Below are 17,499 nucleotides of genomic sequence, written 5' to 3'. Positions count from 1 at the left end.
TCCCGAGGTCTACATCCTGGTGCTCCCCGCGTTCGGGATCATCTCCGAGGTGCTGCCGGTCTTCTCCCGCAAGCCGCTCTTCGGCTACGCGGCGATGGTGTTCTCCGGGGCGTTCATCGCCTTCCTCGGCTTCGGGGTATGGAGCCATCACATGTTCACGACCGGCATGGGCCCGATCGCGGACACCTTCTTCTCCCTCGCCACCATGCTGATCGCCATCCCGACGGGGGTGAAGATATTCAACTGGCTGGGGACGATGTGGGGCGGCTCTCTGCAGTTCAGGACGCCGATGTACTTCGCGGTCGGGTTCATCGCCATGTTCATCATCGGCGGGCTCTCCGGCGTGATGCACGCGTCCCCCCCGGCCGATACCCAGCAGAACGACACCTACTTCATCGTGGCGCACTTCCACTACGTGCTGTTCGGCGGCAGCATCTTCGGCCTTACCGCGGGGGCGTACTACTGGTGGCCCAAGATGTCCGGCCGGGTGCTGGACGAGACGCTCGGGAAGCTGCACTTCTGGCTCATGCTCATCGGGTTCAACGTGACCTTCTTCCCGATGCACATCCTGGGGCTCAACGGCATGCCGCGCCGGGTCTACACCTATCCCGAGGGCCTGGGCTTCGAGCAGCTGAACCAGTTGGAGACAGTGGGCGCGTTCATCCTGGCGCTCTCCTTCGCGGTCTTCCTGGTGAACATCTTCAAGACCTCCCGCGGTCCCCGAAACGCGCCGGCCGACCCCTGGAACGGCGCCACGCTGGAATGGTCGATTCCGTCGCCCCCGCAGGAGTGGAACTTCGCCGAGGTGCCGACGGTGCGCGGGCGAGATCCGGTGTGGGAGGCCAAGCGTGAGCGCGGCGGGACCCTGCCGGAGCCGGCACGGGTGAGCGGCGCGGGGATCCACCTGCCCAATCCATCGTACTGGCCACTGATCGCGGCCGTGGGGCTGGTCGGCATGATGACCGGGGTGCTGCTGATCCAGCATCTGGGTCCCTGGGGCATCATCGCCGGGGCAGCGATCCTGTTCTTCGGGGTGTACAACTGGGCCTTCGAGCCCGCGGGCTGAACCAGGAGAACGATCTTGTCCGACGCGCACGCGCTCCACCTGGAGACCTCCACCGGGCTCGACAGCCGGAAGCTGGCGATCTGGACCTTCATCGGGTCCGAGTGCCTGTTCTTCGCGACGCTGATCTCGAATTACCTGGTGAACAAGAGCCGGAACCTGATTCCGCCGTTCCCCCACAACGTGACGCTCCCCGACGGGAAGGTCATCGAGGGTGTCATCGAGATCCCGCTGGTCACCTTCGGCACCGCGCTGCTGCTGTTCAGCTCGCTCTTCATCGTGCTGGCGCTGGCGGGTGCCCAGCGAGGCAACCGCCGGGCGCTGCTGGGCTGGCTCTCCGCCACGATCGTCTGCGGGCTCTTCTTCGTGGGCATGCAGGTGTACGAGTTCACCCATTTCGTGCACAAGGGACTCACGCTCAAGGTCAACCTGTTCGGGGCCAGCTTCTTTACCCTGACCGGATTTCACGGCACCCACGTGACGCTGGGGGTGATCTGGCTCATCACGCTCTGGATCGAGGCGTTCCGCGGCCGGATTCCGCCCGCCAAGTCGCTCAATCTGGAGATCGCCGCGCTCTACTGGCACTTCGTGGACGTGGTCTGGGTGGTGATCTTCCCCGTCGTCTACCTGATCAAGTGAGGGCCGAAGGCATGGACGCGCACGCCTCCACACCCGCTCCCGCCGAGGAGCACTCGCACCCATCGGCGGGGGTCTACCTCAAGATCGGCATCATCCTCTTCATCCTGACCGCCCTGGAAGTGGGGCTCTACGAGTTCACCTACGGCGAGCACTCGGGCACGATGGGCGCCCAGATCCAGCCGTTCTTCGTCCCACTGCTGCTCCTTCTCTCCGCGGCCAAGTTCGCGCTGGTGGCGATGTTCTACATGCACCTCAAGCAGGACAGCCGGCTCTTTGCCGGCGTGTTCGTCTTCCCGCTCATCATTGCGGCCATCATCGTGTTCGCGCTCATGGCGCTCATGGCATACCACTTCGCCTACGCGCGGTCGGGCGGTTGACGCTCCTGCCACTGGCGGCGCTGCTGGACGAACGATCGCGTCCCAGCGGCCCCTACCAATGGAGCTGGGCGCTCCACCCCAGCGTTCTCATAGGCACCGGGCTTCTCGGTGCCTTCTACTTTTACGCCATCGGGCCCCTCCGCCGGCGGCGGAACCTGGGACCCCCCGTGCCCCGCTGGCAGCTCGCCTGCTTCGTGGCGGCCCTCCTGGTGCTGCTCGGCGCGCTCAACGGGCCGATGCACGACCTGAGCGACTATTACCTGTTCAGCGTGCACATGGTGCAGCACCTGCTGCTTACCCTGGTGTTCGCGCCGCTGCTGATTGCCGGGATCCCGGGCTGGCTGTGGCAGCTCCTGGCACGTCCGCCCGCGGTCCAGCGGGTGGCGCGGGTGCTCACCCATCCGGTGGTGGCCGCGGTCATCTTCACGGTGACGATCGCCGTGTGGCACCTGGCCCCGTTCTACGACCTCATGATGCGGGACCATGACATGCACATCGTCACCCACCTGATGTTCATGGTGACGGCCACGCTGCTCTGGTGGCCGGTGATGAGCCCCATCGCCGAGCTACCGCGGCTGCCCTATGGGCTGGGGATGCTGTACCTCTTTCTGGTGGGGATACCGATGCAGCTGGTGGCTGCGCTCATCACCCTGAGCGACACCGTGCTCTATCCCTGGTACTCGGTGACGCCGGGGACGTGGGGGCTCTCACCACTGGACGACCAGCGGCTGGGCGGGCTCATCATGTGGGTGCCAGGCAATCTCTACCTCTTCCTGGCGATCGGGGTCCTCTTCTTCAAGTGGGCCAAAGAGAGCGAGTAGCGGGGAGATCGGCGATCAGCGCCGCGATGGTGGTCTCCTGCTCCCAGCGGTCCGGCGCCCCCAGGCGGCGCCCGGCGGCCTGCACCAGGCAGGCGCGCTCCACCTCCTCGAACGACTCGAGATCGAAGCGAACGGGCGGAAGCTCGGCGTAGCCGGGAAACCGGTCCTGGATCGGGCAGGCGTTTTCGATGGTGCCGCCCGCCGGCGTGCGCATGCCAAGCCCGATGAGCCGGCAGACAACGGGACGGTGGTGATAGATCCGGCATCGGCCGGCCGGGTCCAGCAGCGGGCACGGCTCGGCCGCGAGGGATTCGGCCAGCCGGTCGAAGCGGGCCTCACCCAGGTCGGCGACGGCGTGGGGGGCGCCCCAGCCAGGTTCCAGCGCCTCCATCCGCCCGACCAGCTCCTCGGCTCGACGCCTCACCTCCAGCCATTCGCCCTCGGGCAAGTCGCGAAGACCGGCTTGGATCAGCTCCGCGTCGGCCACGGAGATGTCGAACGGACCGTGACAGCAGGCGCTGCAGCCCTCGTGGCAGGGGATGACGCCGGGGTGCTCGCGGCGGGCCTGGTCGAACCAGGAGGTGAGCTGGTCCAGGAGGACGCGATAGGAGGCGAGAGTGCCCGCGCGGGCGTTCATGTGGGCTCGATGCCGGTCTTACCTGCCCACGGCTAACGGCCGACCGCCAGCACGACCCGGAAGCGCGCTTTCCCACTCATCATGCGGTCGTACGCTTCGGACGTGCGCTCGAGCGGAAATGTCTCATTCATCGACCGGACGCCGCTACGCGCACTGAAGGCGAGCGTGTCCTCGGAGTCGATCGCCGTCCCGGAATACCAGCCCTTGATCGACCGACGACCCCGCAGCAACGACAAGGGCGAGACCTGCATCGTGGGGGCCGCCCCGAGGATCAGCAGCGTGCCGTTGACGGCGAGACCGCCTTGCACGGCGGCCATCGCCTCGCCGCTGGTGACCGTCGCCAGAATGACCTTGGCGCCGCCCAGACGAAGCAGCTCCGCCGACGGGTCCTGCGCCTGGCTGTCGATGTACACCGCCGCCCCAAGCTGGCGGGCCAGCGGCTCCTTGTCCTTGCCACGCGCGATGCCGACCGTGTGAAATCCCATCTTCGCGGCATACTGGACCGCCAGGTGACCGAGCCCGCCCAAGCCGAGCACGGCAACGACGTCACCGGGGCGGGCGCCGGAGTTCCGGAGGGCGTTGAAGGTGGTGATGCCGGCACACATGAGGGGGGCGGCCTCGACCGGCGAGAGCTCGGCCGGCATTCGCGCGACCGCGCTGGCCGGCGCGATCAGGTACTCCGCGTAGCCGCCATCCGAGGTGATGCCGGTGATCTTGCCAGTCACACAGGCGAAGAGGTCGCCTCGGCGGCAGGGCTCGCAGTGTCCGCAATATCCGCCATTCCACCCTACGCCCACCCGCTGCCCCGGCTGCCAATCGGGAGTGCCGGCTCCGACCGAGTCGATCACTCCCGCGACCTCGTGGCCGGGCACCCGCGGGTAGTGAATCCCCGGATAGGCTCCTTCCTTGGTGAGCGTATCGCTGTGGCAGATGCCGCACGCCTGCACCCGAATCCGCACCGATCCAAGGTCCGGCTCGGGTATGGGCCGCTCTACGATCTCGAAGGGGCCGTTCGGGCGGGAAACCTGTACTACACGCATCGTCGGCATAAGACTCCACTGTCGTATCGCCGCGCGTCGGGTGTCGGCTGCTGCTCAAGACTAAGCAGACCGGGAACCCGATCAAACCGGTGGGACGAGCCAGCGCTGCCCGATGCAAGACTTGGCGGTATATTGGCGAGGCCTGCCCGTCACCGCGTTCCAGGAGTACTTCGATGGCGAACGACCTGAGCCACGCGTGCCGCACACTGAGCCGCGCTCCCGCCTACAGCCTCACCGTTATCCTCACCCTGGCGCTGGGCATCGGCGGCGCTACGGCGGTGTATAGCGTCCTTCGCTCAGTCATCCTCAGCCCGCTGCCCTACGCTCCGACCGACCGGGTGATGATGGTGGCCGAGCGGGACTCGGCGGACAACATTCGGCCCGCGTCCTACCCGACGTTTCAGGACTGGCGCAACAGCACCAACGCGATCGAGTCGATGGCCTTCACCCGAGGACGCCAAGCGACGCTCAAGACCGGTGACGGCGCCGAGCGACTGGTGGCTGCCTTCGTATCCGACGAGTTCTTCCGGGTGCTGCCGGAGACGGCCGCAGCCGGCCGCACGCTCGAGGCAGCCGACGCCGGGCCGGGCGCGCCACCCGCCGTGGTGCTGTCCTGGCGCCTCTGGCAGCGCCGCTTCGGCGGCGACCGGGCCATCGTGGGCCGGAGCGTCACGCTCGACGACCAGGCCTATACCGTGGTCGGGGTGATGCCCACCGAGTTCGTCTATCCTACCTGGGCCGACCTCTGGGCGCCCCTCAGCACTATCCTCGCCACCGATTCGGCGCTCGGGCAACGCGGTCTGCACGTGGACAGCCGGGTGGTCGCGCGGCTCCGGCCCGGGGTGGACTCAGCCGCTGGACGGCGGGCGCTTTCCGCGGTCGCGGCGCATCTCGCCGAGACATACCCCGCGGAGAGCGGCGGCTGGCGCAGCGTCGCCTTTCAGCCGGTGGCCAGCGAGATCCTGGGCGACTCCGGTCCCCAGCTGCGTTTGCTCACGGCAGCGGCAGTGCTGGTGCTCCTCATCGCCTGCGTGAACGTGGCGGGCCTGGCTCTCGCGCGGGCCGGCGCGCGCTCGCGCGAGCTGGCCATCCGCACCGCACTCGGCGGCGGGCGCGCCGCCTTGCTCCGGCTGCTGGCGGCCGAGTGCGTCGTGCTCGGCGCGGTGGCGGGAGCGGTGGGGCTGGTGCTGGCGTACGTCGTGGTGCGCTGGATCCGGTTTGCGGGCGGGGATCTCCTGCCGCGCACGGACGAGGTCGTGGTGCATCCGGGCGTTCTCCTGTGGGCGGTGGGGCTCGCCATCGTCATCGTCGTGGCTCTCGGCCTCCTGCCAGCCATGCGCCAGTCCGGCCCGCTCACGGCCGCGCTTCGGGAAGGGGCGGGCGCGGGCCGGGGCCCGGCGCGACGCCGGCTCCGCGCGTCGCTGGTGGTGGGCGAGATCGCGCTCGCGCTCGTGCTCCTCACCGGTGCGGGCCTGCTGCTCCGGAGCTTCGTGCGGCTGCAGCGCGTGCCCACCGGATTCGACGCCGACCGGCTGCTCGCCGTGCCGATCGGGCCGCCATCGCCCCGTTACGACGCGCCGGAGCGGGCGCTCCAGCTCTACCGGGATGTCGCGGCGGCAGTGGCGGCGGTGCCCGGCGTCCAGTCCGTCGCACTCACCAACCACGTCCCGCTGAGCGGCGCATCCATCAACACCGCCATCGAGGTGGAGGGATCGGCGTTGGGAGGTGACGATACCGACGAGGCGATGTTCCGCGAGGTGGACTCGGCCTACTTCCGGACGGCGGGGATCCCGATCCTGCGCGGGCGCGACTTCACGGCCGAGGAGGTGGCACACCCGGGCGATGCCGTGCTGGTGAACCAGGCGCTGGCCGCGCGCTATTGGCCCGGGGGCGATCCGATCGGGAAGCGGCTCACCGTCTACAAATCGGCCCAGGGCCGGCCCGACTTCGGGGAGCCGGTGCGCGCCAGAGTCATCGGCGTCGCCGGCAACGTGCGCCACTTCTCGCTCGACACTGACTTCATGCCCGAGGTCTACCTGCCGTACACCCTCACGGTCTGGCCTCGGATGGCGCTCATGGTGCGGACTGCCGGGGAGCCGGAGCGGTTTGTCGAGGCGGTGAGACGCGCCGTTCACGGGGTGGATCGCGATATCCCGCTGGAGGGCGCCCGGCTGGGGAACCGGGTGTACCAGCTGACCGCATCGCTTCGCGAGACGCTGGATTATAGGCGTTTCATCACCGGCCTCCTCGCCGCCTTTGCCGTGCCCGCTCTGCTGCTCGCGGGGCTTGGCATCTACGGCCTGGTGGCGTACCTGGTGGCGCAGCGGAGCCGCGAGATGGGCATTCGCATGGCACTCGGGGCCCAGCGGAGCAACGTGCTCGCGCTGGTGCTCGGGGAGGGAATGCGCCTGGCGGCCATCGGGGTGGCGATCGGCGCGGTGGGTGCGGCGGTCGCGACCCGCTGGCTCCGGGCGCAGCTCTTTGAGGTGAGCGCCACCGATCCGGTCACGTTTCTGGTAGCGGCGCTGGTGCTGGCCGCGGTGGCCGCCGTGGCGACGCTGGTCCCCGCACGCCGCGCGACGACGGTCGATCCGGCCCGGGCCATCAGAGTGGAGTGAGCGGCCGGTCACGGTGTACCTGGTGCCCTGGCCGTGAGCGGCGAGGGTCGCCCGTGCACCGGCAGAGCAGGCACCGCTAGATTTCTGCCCGCCCGCGATCCCCCTGACGAGAGCCCATGTACCTCCTCCTGCTGTCCCTGTCCGCCGCCACCCTCCAGCTTCCCGCCCAACGCCCCCGCGAGAGCGACGTCGCCCGCTGGGAGCGCGAGGCGCGCCAGGTCACCATCGTGCGGGACGACTGGGGGATCCCGCACATCCACGGGAAGACCGACGCTGACGCCGTCTTCGGGATGATCTACGCCCAGGCAGAGGACGACTTTAACCGGGTCGAGACCAATTACCTGAACGCGATGGGGCGGCTGGCCGAGGCGGAGGGGGAGAGTGCCATCTGGCAGGACCTTCGGATGAAGCTGTTCATCGATCCGTACAGCATGAAGGCACGCTACGCCGCGAGCCCGGCCTGGCTTCGGCGGCTGACGAGCGCCTGGGCAGACGGCCTCAACTATTACCTCTACACCCATCCGAAGGTGCAGCCGCGGGTCATCACGCGGTTCGAGGCATGGATGCCGCTCACCTTCAGCGAGGGCAGCATCGGCGGCGACATCGAGAGCGTGTCCCTCGACGGCCTCCGGGCGTTCTATGGCGACAGCGCGAGCCGGCCCGCTCCGGCGGAGGCGAGCGTGGGCGCGACGGAGCCCACCGGATCGAACGCCTTCGCGATCGCCCCAGCGAACACGGTCAACCATCGGGCGTTGCTGCTCATCAACCCGCACACCTCGTTCTTCTTCCGGGCCGAGCTGCAGATGAGGAGCGACGAGGGTCTCGACGCGTATGGCGCGGCGACCTGGGGACAGCTCTTCATCTACCAGGGATTCAACGATCGGCTCGGCTGGATGCACAGCTCGACCGGCGCGGACGTGATCGACGAGTATGCCGAGCGCGTCGTGCGGAAGCATGGCCGGCTCGACGCCAGGTACGGGCGGGAGGAGCACCCCATGCTGGTCGCCCGCATCACGGTACCCTACCGCACGGCGAGCGGCATGGCGGCGAAGACGTTCACGGTGTACCGGACCCGACACGGGCCGATCGTGCGCGCAGCGGAGGGGAAGTGGATCAGCATCCGCCTCATGGAGAAGCCGGTCGAGGCGCTGAGCCAGTCGTTTCTCCGCACTAAGGCGCGGTCCCTCGCGGCGTACCGCAAGGTCATGGAGCTGCACGCCAACTCGTCGAACAACACGGTCTACGCAGACGCGGACGGGCACATCGCCTACTTCCACCCGCAGTTCATTCCCAGACGGGACGACCGGTTCGACTGGACGCAGCCGGTGGATGGCAGCGATCCGGCCACCGAATGGCATGGCTTGCACGGCGTCGAGGACAGTCCGCACGTAGTCGATCCGCCGAACGGCTGGATCCAGAATACCAACGACTGGCCCTACTCGGCGGCCGGGCCGTACAGCCCCAAGCGGGAGGACTTTCCCGCGTATATGGATCATGCCGGCGAGAGCCCGCGCGGGCTCCACGCGATCATGGTGCTGGAGCATCGGAAGGACTTCACGCTCGATCGGCTACGCGACGCGGCATTCGACAGCTATCTCACGGCGTTCGCGCGGCTGGTGCCGCCGCTGCTGGCGGCGTACGACGCGGCCTCAGACGCCGACTCGCTCAAGCGCCGGGTCGCCGAGCCGATCGCGGTCCTCCGCCAGTGGGATTTCCGCTGGTCGGCCAGCTCGGTGCCGACGGCGCTGGCCGTATACTGGGGAGACACGCTCGCGGCGATGGTGCGGGGAAACGCCGGCCGCGCGGGAATGTCGGCCTACGACTACATGGCCACGCGGGCGACACCCGCTGAGCGCCTGAGTGCGCTCGCCGCGGCAGTCGAGCGGCTCACCCGGGATTTCGGGACCTGGAAGATGCCCTGGGGTGAGATCAACCGCTTCCAGCGGCTCACTGGAGATATCGTGCAGCCGTTCTCCGACTCGGGCGCAAGCGTGCCGGTGCCGTTCACCTCGGCACGGTGGGGGTCGCTCGCGTCGTTCGGGGCGCAGACCTATCCGGGCACTCGGCGGATGTACGGAACCTACGGCAACAGCTTCGTCGCGGTCGTAGAGTTCGGAAAGGACAGCGTGCGGGCGAAGGCGGTGACGGCGGGCGGGGAGAGCGGCGATCCGCGGTCTCGGCACTTCGACGACCAGGCAGAGCGGTATGCGGCGGGGAATCTGCGCCAGGTGTACTTCTATCCGGCACAGCTCGAGGGGCATACCGAGCGCGAATACCATCCCGGCAAGTGAGGGGTCATCGCCCCGCCGACGGCGCGCTCGACGAATCCTCCGACGAAGGCGCCAGATCCATCCGCGCCAACGCCCGAGCGAACCTGGGGTCCTTCCGCAGTGGGTCCAGTAGCGGCTCCGAGAAATTCTCCGGGAGATAGGCGTCCTTGGTGTCGATGCCTCGGTTGAGCCACGCGATGCCCTGCGTCACGTCGCCCAGGCCGGCATACGCGACAGCCATGGAATAGGGAGGCACGAGCTCCGTCGCGGCGCGGCGCTTGAGCTCGTCCAGGGTTCGAGCTGCCGCGACGCGATCCCCGGACCTGGCGTACGCAACCGTGAGCGGACTCGCGCTATAGGCATAAAACCCGCCCAGGTCGATGGAGCGCTTGAGTAAGGCGATCGCCTCATCGTAGCGCCGCTGCTGGATCCGGACCATGCCGAGTCGAGCGTGGGCCTGAGAATAGTTCGGATCGAGCGTGAGAGTCTGGCTGATCTGCGCGGCCGCCTCGTCGTTCCGGTGCATCAGGTAGAGCACCCATCCCAGCTCGACTCCGATCTGCCGCGACAAGGGATCCAACTGGTGCGCGCGGTTCATCTCCGCGAGGCTCTCGGTCAGCCGGTGCCGGCCGGCCAGGAAGTCGCCGTACCAGTGATGGCCCGTGGCGTAGTTGGGATCCGCGGCGATGGCCCGCCGGAAATTCTGCTCCGCCGCCTGCCAGTTCCACGCGAAGAGCATGTTGCCATAGCCGAGCGTGGTGTACGCCTCGGCCGAGGTGGGGTCGAGCGCCAGCGCCTTCTTCGCGGCGCCCTGAGCCTTCCGCCAAGTGTCCGCCACCGAGCCACCGCCGCCATAGTTGTAGGCGAGGATGTAGGCATCGGCCAGCGCCGCCCAGGCGCGGGCGAAGGTCGAGTCTAGCGCCACGGCCTGTTCCAGGTATTGCACCGCGTCCCGCAGGGCAGGACCGGTTCGCTGGTTCCAGGCAAACCGTCCCTTGAGGTATAGATCGTAGGCCTGGAGATCGCCGGTGGGGCGCAGGGCCAGAGTCGAATCACGGGCCGGCGCGAGCCGCACCCGAAGAGCGGCGACGATGGACCGCGCCACATCCTCCTGCACGGCGAACACATCGGCCAGATCTCGATCGTAGGACTCGGACCAGAGCTGGTACCCATCCTTCACATTGATGAGCTGGGCGCTGACCCTGAGCCGATTGCCGCTCCTCCGCACGCTCCCCTCCAGCACGGCGCCGACATCGAGCCTCCGGCCGACCTCGTGCAGGTCGACGCTCTGTCCCTTGAACTGAAACGAGGAGGTCCGGGCCGCAACCCGGAGGCCGGGCACCTGACTGAGCGTGGTGATCAACTCCTCGGTGAGTCCGTCGCTGAAGTACTCCCGATCCCTCTCGGGGCTCAGATCGACGAAGGGAAGGACCGCGGCAGAAGCCGCCGGGGCCGCTCCTGCCGGCCTGATCCACCGGAGCGCGGCGTAGGCGCCGAGCACCAGCAGCAGCAGCGTCGCCCCGAGCACGATCGGTCGAGCCACCCTCCGGCCCGGGCGCTGCGTTGCCGTGGTGTCCCTGGTGCCGGCGCCATCCGCCGCCGGGTCGGTCTGCAGCGCGGCCGCAAACTCGCCCGCGGTGGGGAAGCGATCTGCAGGCGATCGGGCCAGCGCCCTGGTCACCGCGCGCTCCAGGGCCGGAGGCACCTCACGAGTCGTGCGCACGTGCGGGACCGGCTCGGTGAGCCGCTTGGCCAGGATCGCCTGGGGCGTCGGCCCGGTGTAGGGCGGCTCAGCGGTGAGCATTTCGTAGAGGACGCAGCCCAAAGCGTAAATGTCGGTCCGCTGATCGACGTCCCGCTGCGCCAGCGCCTGCTCGGGGCTCATGTAGTGGGGCGTGCCCAGGCTGAGTCCGGTCTCGGTCAACCGCTCGCCCGGCTCGGCCGCGACCGCTCGTGCGATCCCGAAGTCCGCGACGAGGGCGTGGAATTCCCCCGTTGTGCCCTGGTCGAGCGAGAGGTTGCCGGTGAGCAGAATGTTCTCGGGCTTGATGTCCCGATGGATCACGCCGTGCTGGTGCGCGTAGTGCAGCGCGTCGGCCACCTGGCGGGCGATGCGCAGCGCGTCACCCACCGGGAGCTGCTTCTCCCGCAGCAGCCGGCTCCGCAAGGTCTCTCCCTCGACGTACGGCATGGTGAACCAGAGCTGTCCGTCGGCGCCGCCGGAGTCGTGCACGGCCAGAATATGCGGATGCTGCAGGCGGGCGCAGAGCCGGATCTCGCGGAGGAATCGCTCCGGGCCCAGCAACTGAGCCAGGCCGGGATGGAGAACCTTGAGCGCGACGGGCCGGTCATGCCGGAGGTCGTGAGCCAGAAAGACCGTGGCCATGCCGCCCCGTCCCAGCTCGCGCTCGATCCGGTAGCGGTCTGCCAGAGACGCCTGGAGATGATGCAGCATATCGGGCAAGCTGGTCTTTCCGGCGAGGGGTAACCGTAACGGCCTAACGGTACACTCTGACCGGGTAGCGGGCCAGAGCAATGCGGGAGGCCCTGCATCATCGGCCAATGAGCGGGGGCTGCGTCAGGGAACGGCTCACCCAGCGTGAGCGGCGGCAGGCCAATCAGAGTTAGTATTCCCCCGGCCATGGACCCCCTCTCAGACCTGCTGCGCGTCGTCCGCCTCGATGGCGCGTACTTCTACGCGGTCGAGGCGGCGGAGCCGTGGAGCGTGGAGACAGTGGCCGCCCAGGAGCTCTCGCCCCGCATCATGCCGGACGCGGAGCACCTCATCTCCTACCATGTCCTGACCCAAGGCCGCTGCTTTGGCGGCCTGGACGGCGAGGACCAGGTCGAGCTCGCCCCGGGCGACGTCCTGGTCTTCCCCCACGGCGACGCGCACCTGATGTCGAGCGGGCGAGGCCTTCGCACCGGTCCCGAAGTCAATAGTAGCGCGCCCGCCCGTTACCCCCACACTGTCCTGCTCGGCGATCACGGGCCCCGGGTCACCTCGTTCGTCTGCGGATTTCTGGCCTGTGACCGCCGGCCGTTCAACCCCCTGCTGGCGGCACTCCCACGCCGGATGCACATGCGGGGCATGTCGAACGCCTGGCACGGCAACTTCACTCGGCAGCTCATCGAAGAGTCCCGCCTGGGCCGGGCCGGCGCCGACACGGTCCTCACCCGGCTGGCGGAGCTGATGTTCATCGAGGTGGTGCGCCGGTACCTGGAGGATTTGCCGCAGGGGCAGACCGGCTGGCTCGCCGGCATCCGCGATGATGTGGTGGGGCGGGTACTGGCGCTGCTCCACAGTCGGCCAGCGCATCCGTGGACGCTCGACGAGCTCGCTCGAGCCGCGGCCTCTTCCCGGTCCAACGTGGCCAAGCGGTTCGCCCTGCTGGTGGGCCAGCCGCCGATGCAGTACCTCGCGCAATGGCGGATGCAGATCGCGGCCAACCTGCTCGCCCAGAGCGGCGCGAAGGTCGCGACCATCGGAGCGGAGGTGGGATACGACTCCGAGGCCGCCTTCAGCCGGGCATTCAAGAAGGCCACCGGCCTCGCTCCCGGTGCGTGGCGCGAGGCTCGCCGCACCACTCGCCAGTAGCTCTTCCACTCCGCTCAATCGAGACGATCGCGCAACTCCGTTGGACTCCCGCGCAGGAACTGCTGGTCCGGGTACGCCCGAGCAGGAAGTCGGGACGGGCAGTCATAGGGCAAATCGTGCCGCCTCGCCACTATGCGTCTCGCGCGCCACGAGGGCGCGCCGACCCATTCACCGAGAGGCTGGCATGTCATCCGACAACATCCTCCGCGCCGACGCTCCCGCCGTCCGCGCCGAGGTCCCCGCCTGGTCCGAAGATGCCCTCACCGCCCGGGCACGGAAGGTGTGGACGGCGGGCGATTTCCTGCCGATCGCGCGCAGCTTCGCGCCCGGCGCCGAGGAGTTCATCACCCGGCTGGCGCTGCGCCCTGGGGAATCGGTACTTGACGTCGCGTGTGGTACCGGCAACCTCGCCATCCCGGCGGCACGGGCCGGCGCTCGGGTGAGCGGCATCGACATCGCGCCGAACCTGATCGCGGAGGCCCGGCTCGAGGCCCGGACCGCCGGTCAGGCCATCACGTTCGAGGTGGGCGATGCGGAGGCGCTGCCCTACGTCGACGATCAGTTCGATACCACCGTGACGATGTTCGGCGCGATGTTCGCCTACCGGCCGGAGCGGGCCGCGGCGGAGCTGCTGCGGGTCACCCGCCCGGGAGGCCGGGTAGCGATGGCGAATTGGACGCCGGAGGGCTTCATCGGGAAGGTGTTGCGGGCTCACGTCGGCGTGGTGCCGCCCCCGCCGGGTGTACCGAGCTCGCTGGAGTGGGGCAAGGAGGAAACGGTTCGTGCCCGCTTCGGGGGAGGGGTGACCTCGTTGACCTGCACCCGCCGGACCCTGGAGCTTCGCTTCCCGTTTCCACCGGCAGCGGTCACCGAGCTGTTCGCCGCCAATTACGGGCCGACGGTCACGACGCTCCGCGCGACCGATCCCCAAGGCGCGAGCCGGCTGCGCGACGAGCTCACCAGTCTGTTCCAGCAGCACAACCTCGCGACCGACGGGACCACGGCCGTGGCGGGGGAATATCTCGACGTGCAAGCGCGGGTCGCCTGAGTCGCAGGCCTGTCTCAGCGATGGACTGAAATGCCCAAGTCATTCAACCGGAGATGAACCAATGAGCCAACGTGCCAACGCTCTCGCCAATCGCCTGGAACAGGGTGCCCTTGCCCTCGACGCCCTCGCGGGCGCGCTCACCGAGTCGGAGTGGCAGACCCGGATTCCCAAGGACGGGCGCACGATCGGCGTTGTCGTGCATCATGTCGCCACCATGTACCCGCTGGAGATCCAACTGGCGCAGAAGCTGGCCGGAGGGGAGCCGGTGGCGGGGGTGACGTGGGATGACGTCCACGCGCTGAATGCCGCGCACGCCAAGGAGTACGACGCGGTGACGAAGGACGCGGCGCTGGATCTGCTTCGGCGCAACAGCGCCGCGGCCGCCGCGGCGATCCGCGCGCTGGGCGACGAGGAGCTCGACCGGGCCGCTCCGGTCTCGCTCAACGCGGATGCCCCGCTCACCTGTCAGTTCATGCTGGAGGATCACGCGGTCCGGCACAGCTATCATCACCTGGCTGCCGTACGCGGAGCGTTGAAAGCGCGGGTGGCTGCGGCGCGGGTGGCCTAAGCGTCTCGGGCTGGGATCGGCAACAGCAACAATTCTCCCTGGTGAATTGTTGCTGTTGCCGTGGCTATTGCTTTGGTGGTGGCCGTGGCTGTGGCTGCCGTTCGGTGTTCGCCTCCGAGGTGGCCGCAGGCGCTCGTCTATTCCTACCCCCGCGCCGACAGCGCCAGACAGACCCATCCCGCCAGAAACGCAACCCCGCCCAGCGGCGTGATCGCCCCCAGCCAGCGGACTCCCGTGAGCGCCAACCCATAGAGGCTGCCGGAGAAGAGCAGCGTCCCGCCCACGAACAGCCACCCGGCCCAGTGGCTCAGCGCCCCGGGCCACCGCACCACCGCCCACGCCGCGGCGATCAACCCGAACGCATGGTACATCTGGTACCGCGCGGCCGTCTCGAAGACGCCGAGCAGCTCCGGGGTCAGCCGTCCGCGGAGAGCGTGCGCCCCGAACGCCCCCGCCGCCACGGCGAGGAAAGCCGAGATCGCTCCGAGCACGAAAAAGAGTCGCTGCACGTCATCACCTCGGCGCGCGCGCCGCCGCGAGCTCCGCGGGCGAGGGCTGGCGGTCGGCCCAGGCGGCGAGTGCCCCCACCCCCAGGATGAGCGCGATGTCGCTCACCGCCACTATCGTCATTCCGGGCGGCGGCGGCGAGATGAGTGCCGCGGCGTACATGCCCACCAGCAGCAGGACCACGACGGCCAGCCGCCCCACCCGGATCGGGTGCCGCCGGGACTGAAACCGGATGTAGACGGCGAGTCCGATCGCCAGCGTCAGCAGCTCCACCGCGATGCTGATGCCGAAGTGGTTCCACAATCCGAGGCCGATCTTGAGAGAATCGTCCCCCGCCAGCGGCAGATCCTTGAGGTGCACCAGCACGTCCAGCGGATAGTGCGAGGCGACCGCCGCGCCGACCAGCACCGACGCCTGCCAGTGCCGGCTGGTGTCGCGGGTGGGCCAGGAGTAGTAGGCCGCCGCCCCGACGATGCCCCAGGCGAGCGCCGCCACAAGGCTGTGGGAGATCGGATAGTCGAGGAACTCGAAATTGAGCAGCGGATTGGGATCCGGAACGACGCGCGCGTGCTCCCATCCGAGCAGGAGGAAGCAGCCCCAGAGTAGGTCCGCCAGCTGGCACGCCACGAAGAGCGTGCCGAGCGAGATCTTGGGCTCGACTCGCTTGAGCGCGAACGCCACACCGTAGTGCCCGAGGAACATGGGTGTCAGGGCCTCCCGCCCGCGAGCCAAGAGCCGCCGTCGACCACGAAGATGGCCCCGGTGATCCACTCACCGGCGGGGCTCGCCAGAAAGGTGACCATCTGGCCCACGTCCTCGGGCGTGCCCCATCGGCCGAGTGGGATGGCGTCGGCCACGTACCGATCCATCCGGAAGAGGTCCGGTGCAGCCTCGTTGGGCGGGGTGAACGCCTTCCTGACTCCCTCGGTCGGTATCGGCCCGGGCGCCACGGCATTGACCGTGATCCGGTCCGGCGCCCATTCCAGGGCCAGCGTCCGCGTGAGTGCGTCGACGCCGGCCTTGGCGGCGGTGGCGTGGGCCATCTGAGGCCAGCCGCGGTAATGCAGGGTCATGGAGATCGAGACGATGCGGCCGCCGCCCTGGGCCTTCATCACCGGGTACACGGCCTGTGCGCACAGGAAGGTCCCGGAGAGATCGGTCTCCAGCACCGCACGCCAGCCGTTGGGCGAGAGCGTGGCAGACGGCGCGTAGAAGTTGCCGGCGGCGTTGTTCACCAGGATGTCGATGCGGCCGTGCTCACGGGACACTCGCTCGACCATGCGGCCCACCGACTCGGGCTCGCGCACGTTGGTCTCCACAGTGGTGACACGCGCCCCCTCGGCCCGAAGGCTCTCAGCGGCGTGCTCGAGGTGCTCCGGTTTCCGGCTGGCGAGGACCACCGCGGCGCCGGCGGACGCGAGGCACCCGGCGATGCCCAGGCCGATACCGGTGCCCCCGCCCGTCACCACCGCGAGCTGACCGCTGAGGAGATCGGGACGGAAGGGGCTTCGATCCGGTTGGCTCATGCCTTGTCGGTCCGGGCCGCGCCCCGCGCCGTGAAGCTCTCCAGCCGCCGGCGAAACTCGGCTCCCTGGAGCGCCTGGATCTGGGCCGCGCCCTCCGTGGAGAGCGCCTGTTCCAGCACCCCGATCTCCGGCGCCCGCACCAGCCGCTTGATGGTACGGACGCTGGACGGTGCGTTGGCGGAGAGCTGCTCGGTCAGCCGGCGGACCTCGGCCTCCAGCGCGGCGTCGTCCACCACGGCGTCAACCAGCCCGATGGCATGGGCCCGCGCGGCATCCAGCGTCTCACCGGCCAGGAGCAGGCGAAGCGCCGGACCGACTCCGACCAGCCGGGGCAAGGTGAAGGTCGAGCCGCCGTCCGGCACAAGCCCCATACGGGCAAAGGCGGAGGTGAAGCTGGCCCCGGCGCCGGCGACCCGGAAATCACAGGCGAGGGCGAGGTCGAGTCCGTACCCGGCCGCGGTCCCCGCCACCACCGCGATGACCGGCACCGGGCAGCGCACGATGGCCAGCACCGCCGCCTGGAAATCGCTCAGGCCGTGCTGCAGCTCGGCCACGGTGGCACTGGCACCCAGGGAGCGCAGCCAGTGCAGGTCGAGCCCGGCACAGAAGTGCCCGCCGGCGCCGCCGAGCACCACCGATTCCGCCTGCGCCGCCTCCTCGATGGTCTCGAGCACCAGCGCGAGCTCCCGCGCGAGAGCGGGCGTGAGCGCGTTGCGTCGTGCGGGCCGATTGAGCGTCAGCCGGTGCACCGGGCCTTCGACCGAGTACAACAGCTCGTCCGACATGG

General features: G+C 69.0%; 16 protein-coding genes. 9 read left to right on the top strand and 7 right to left on the bottom strand.

All coding sequences use genetic code 11. From position 1 onward, the window contains the following. The 4 genes from VHR41_16155 to VHR41_16140 form a co-directional block, all read left to right on the top strand. Positions 1-1,066, top strand: a 1,066-nt coding sequence (locus VHR41_16155) for a cbb3-type cytochrome c oxidase subunit I (protein ID HEX3235732.1), incomplete at its 5' end; no start/stop codon positions are given. Positions 1,067-1,081: 15 nt separating this feature from the next. Beyond that, complete coding sequence (locus VHR41_16150; protein HEX3235731.1) at positions 1,082-1,702, top strand: cytochrome c oxidase subunit 3; 621 nt, start codon at positions 1,082-1,084, stop codon at positions 1,700-1,702. 11 nt (positions 1,703-1,713) lie between these two features. Further along, positions 1,714-2,079, top strand: a complete 366-nt coding sequence (locus tag VHR41_16145) for a cytochrome C oxidase subunit IV family protein (GenBank protein ID HEX3235730.1) — start codon at positions 1,714-1,716, stop codon at positions 2,077-2,079. Then, positions 2,076-2,900, top strand: a complete 825-nt coding sequence (locus VHR41_16140) for a cytochrome c oxidase assembly protein (protein HEX3235729.1) — start codon at positions 2,076-2,078, stop codon at positions 2,898-2,900. Before VHR41_16145 ends, VHR41_16140 begins: the two co-directional genes overlap by 4 nt. Here VHR41_16140 and VHR41_16135 read toward each other — a convergent pair. Next, complete coding sequence (locus VHR41_16135) at positions 2,875-3,537, bottom strand: YkgJ family cysteine cluster protein (GenBank protein ID HEX3235728.1); 663 nt, start codon at positions 3,535-3,537, stop codon at positions 2,875-2,877. The two genes, VHR41_16140 and VHR41_16135, sit on opposite strands and share 26 nt — an antisense overlap. Before the next feature lie 32 nt (positions 3,538-3,569). Then, positions 3,570-4,577 carry an alcohol dehydrogenase gene (locus tag VHR41_16130; protein ID HEX3235727.1) on the bottom strand — a complete coding sequence of 336 codons (1,008 nt, stop codon included), beginning with the start codon at positions 4,575-4,577 and terminating at the stop codon, positions 3,570-3,572. 173 nt (positions 4,578-4,750) lie between these two features. Here VHR41_16130 and VHR41_16125 point away from each other — a divergent pair, with 173 nt between their 5' ends. Beyond that, a complete protein-coding gene (locus VHR41_16125) occupies positions 4,751-7,195 on the top strand; it encodes an ABC transporter permease (GenBank protein ID HEX3235726.1) in 2,445 nt (814 codons plus the stop codon). A 116-nt stretch (positions 7,196-7,311) separates the two neighbouring features. After that, on the top strand, positions 7,312-9,486 hold the full coding sequence (locus VHR41_16120; GenBank protein HEX3235725.1) for a penicillin acylase family protein: 2,175 nt from the start codon (positions 7,312-7,314) through the stop codon (positions 9,484-9,486). 4 nt (positions 9,487-9,490) lie between these two features. Here VHR41_16120 and VHR41_16115 read toward each other — a convergent pair whose 3' ends face one another. After that, the gene (locus tag VHR41_16115) at positions 9,491-11,920 is read right to left on the bottom strand and encodes a protein kinase (protein ID HEX3235724.1); all 2,430 of its coding nucleotides are present in this window, start codon (positions 11,918-11,920) and stop codon (positions 9,491-9,493) included. Positions 11,921-12,106: 186 nt separating this feature from the next. On the opposite strand from VHR41_16115, the gene VHR41_16110 reads away from it, so the two are divergent. The 3 genes from VHR41_16110 (at position 12,107) to VHR41_16100 (ending at position 14,679) form a co-directional block, all read left to right on the top strand. Next, complete coding sequence (locus tag VHR41_16110) at positions 12,107-13,063, top strand: AraC family transcriptional regulator (GenBank protein HEX3235723.1); 957 nt, start codon at positions 12,107-12,109, stop codon at positions 13,061-13,063. A 184-nt stretch (positions 13,064-13,247) separates the two neighbouring features. Then, on the top strand, positions 13,248-14,111 hold the full coding sequence (locus VHR41_16105) for a methyltransferase domain-containing protein (GenBank protein HEX3235722.1): 864 nt from the start codon (positions 13,248-13,250) through the stop codon (positions 14,109-14,111). Positions 14,112-14,172: 61 nt separating this feature from the next. Beyond that, positions 14,173-14,679 (top strand): DinB family protein, encoded by a 507-nt coding sequence (locus tag VHR41_16100; protein ID HEX3235721.1) that lies wholly within the window; start codon positions 14,173-14,175, stop codon positions 14,677-14,679. A gap of 143 nt (positions 14,680-14,822) precedes the next feature. Here VHR41_16100 and VHR41_16095 read toward each other — a convergent pair whose 3' ends face one another. Genes VHR41_16095 through VHR41_16080 form a run of 4 tightly spaced genes read right to left on the bottom strand, consistent with a single transcriptional unit; the run spans position 14,823 to position 17,497 of the window. After that, positions 14,823-15,188: a DUF423 domain-containing protein gene (locus VHR41_16095; protein HEX3235720.1), complete on the bottom strand. Its 366-nt coding sequence runs from the start codon at positions 15,186-15,188 to the stop codon at positions 14,823-14,825. A gap of 4 nt (positions 15,189-15,192) precedes the next feature. Then, positions 15,193-15,888, bottom strand: coding sequence for a hypothetical protein (locus VHR41_16090; protein ID HEX3235719.1), 696 nt, complete (start codon positions 15,886-15,888; stop codon positions 15,193-15,195). A gap of 5 nt (positions 15,889-15,893) precedes the next feature. Further along, positions 15,894-16,712 carry an SDR family oxidoreductase gene (locus VHR41_16085; protein ID HEX3235718.1) on the bottom strand — a complete coding sequence of 273 codons (819 nt, stop codon included), beginning with the start codon at positions 16,710-16,712 and terminating at the stop codon, positions 15,894-15,896. Next, a complete protein-coding gene (locus VHR41_16080; protein ID HEX3235717.1) occupies positions 16,709-17,497 on the bottom strand; it encodes an enoyl-CoA hydratase/isomerase family protein in 789 nt (262 codons plus the stop codon). The genes VHR41_16085 and VHR41_16080 overlap by 4 nt, the downstream gene beginning before the upstream one ends. Positions 17,498-17,499 lie beyond the last annotated feature (2 nt).

Source organism: Gemmatimonadales bacterium, from assembly GCA_036265815.1.
Classification (GTDB): domain Bacteria; phylum Gemmatimonadota; class Gemmatimonadetes; order Gemmatimonadales; family GWC2-71-9; genus CAVVWJ01.
The sequence above is the reverse complement of the archived record's forward strand: the minus strand, read 5'-3'. Positions and strand labels throughout refer to the sequence as shown.

Excerpts from the sequence above, each read along its gene's own strand:
- VHR41_16145 (HEX3235730.1), top strand. The coding sequence starts at position 1,714 with ATGGACGCGCACGCCTCCACACCCGCTCCCGCCGAGGAGCACTCGCAC.
- VHR41_16135 (HEX3235728.1), bottom strand. The coding sequence starts at position 3,537 with ATGAACGCCCGCGCGGGCACTCTCGCCTCCTATCGCGTCCTCCTGGAC.
- VHR41_16130 (HEX3235727.1), bottom strand. The coding sequence starts at position 4,577 with ATGCGTGTAGTACAGGTTTCCCGCCCGAACGGCCCCTTCGAGATCGTA.
- VHR41_16125 (HEX3235726.1), top strand. The coding sequence starts at position 4,751 with ATGGCGAACGACCTGAGCCACGCGTGCCGCACACTGAGCCGCGCTCCC.
- VHR41_16120 (HEX3235725.1), top strand. The coding sequence starts at position 7,312 with ATGTACCTCCTCCTGCTGTCCCTGTCCGCCGCCACCCTCCAGCTTCCC.
- VHR41_16115 (HEX3235724.1), bottom strand. The coding sequence starts at position 11,920 with ATGCTGCATCATCTCCAGGCGTCTCTGGCAGACCGCTACCGGATCGAG.
- VHR41_16110 (HEX3235723.1), top strand. The coding sequence starts at position 12,107 with ATGGACCCCCTCTCAGACCTGCTGCGCGTCGTCCGCCTCGATGGCGCG.
- VHR41_16105 (HEX3235722.1), top strand. The coding sequence starts at position 13,248 with ATGTCATCCGACAACATCCTCCGCGCCGACGCTCCCGCCGTCCGCGCC.
- VHR41_16100 (HEX3235721.1), top strand. The coding sequence starts at position 14,173 with ATGAGCCAACGTGCCAACGCTCTCGCCAATCGCCTGGAACAGGGTGCC.
- VHR41_16090 (HEX3235719.1), bottom strand. The coding sequence starts at position 15,888 with ATGTTCCTCGGGCACTACGGTGTGGCGTTCGCGCTCAAGCGAGTCGAG.
- VHR41_16085 (HEX3235718.1), bottom strand. The coding sequence starts at position 16,712 with ATGAGCCAACCGGATCGAAGCCCCTTCCGTCCCGATCTCCTCAGCGGT.
- VHR41_16080 (HEX3235717.1), bottom strand. The coding sequence starts at position 17,497 with ATGTCGGACGAGCTGTTGTACTCGGTCGAAGGCCCGGTGCACCGGCTG.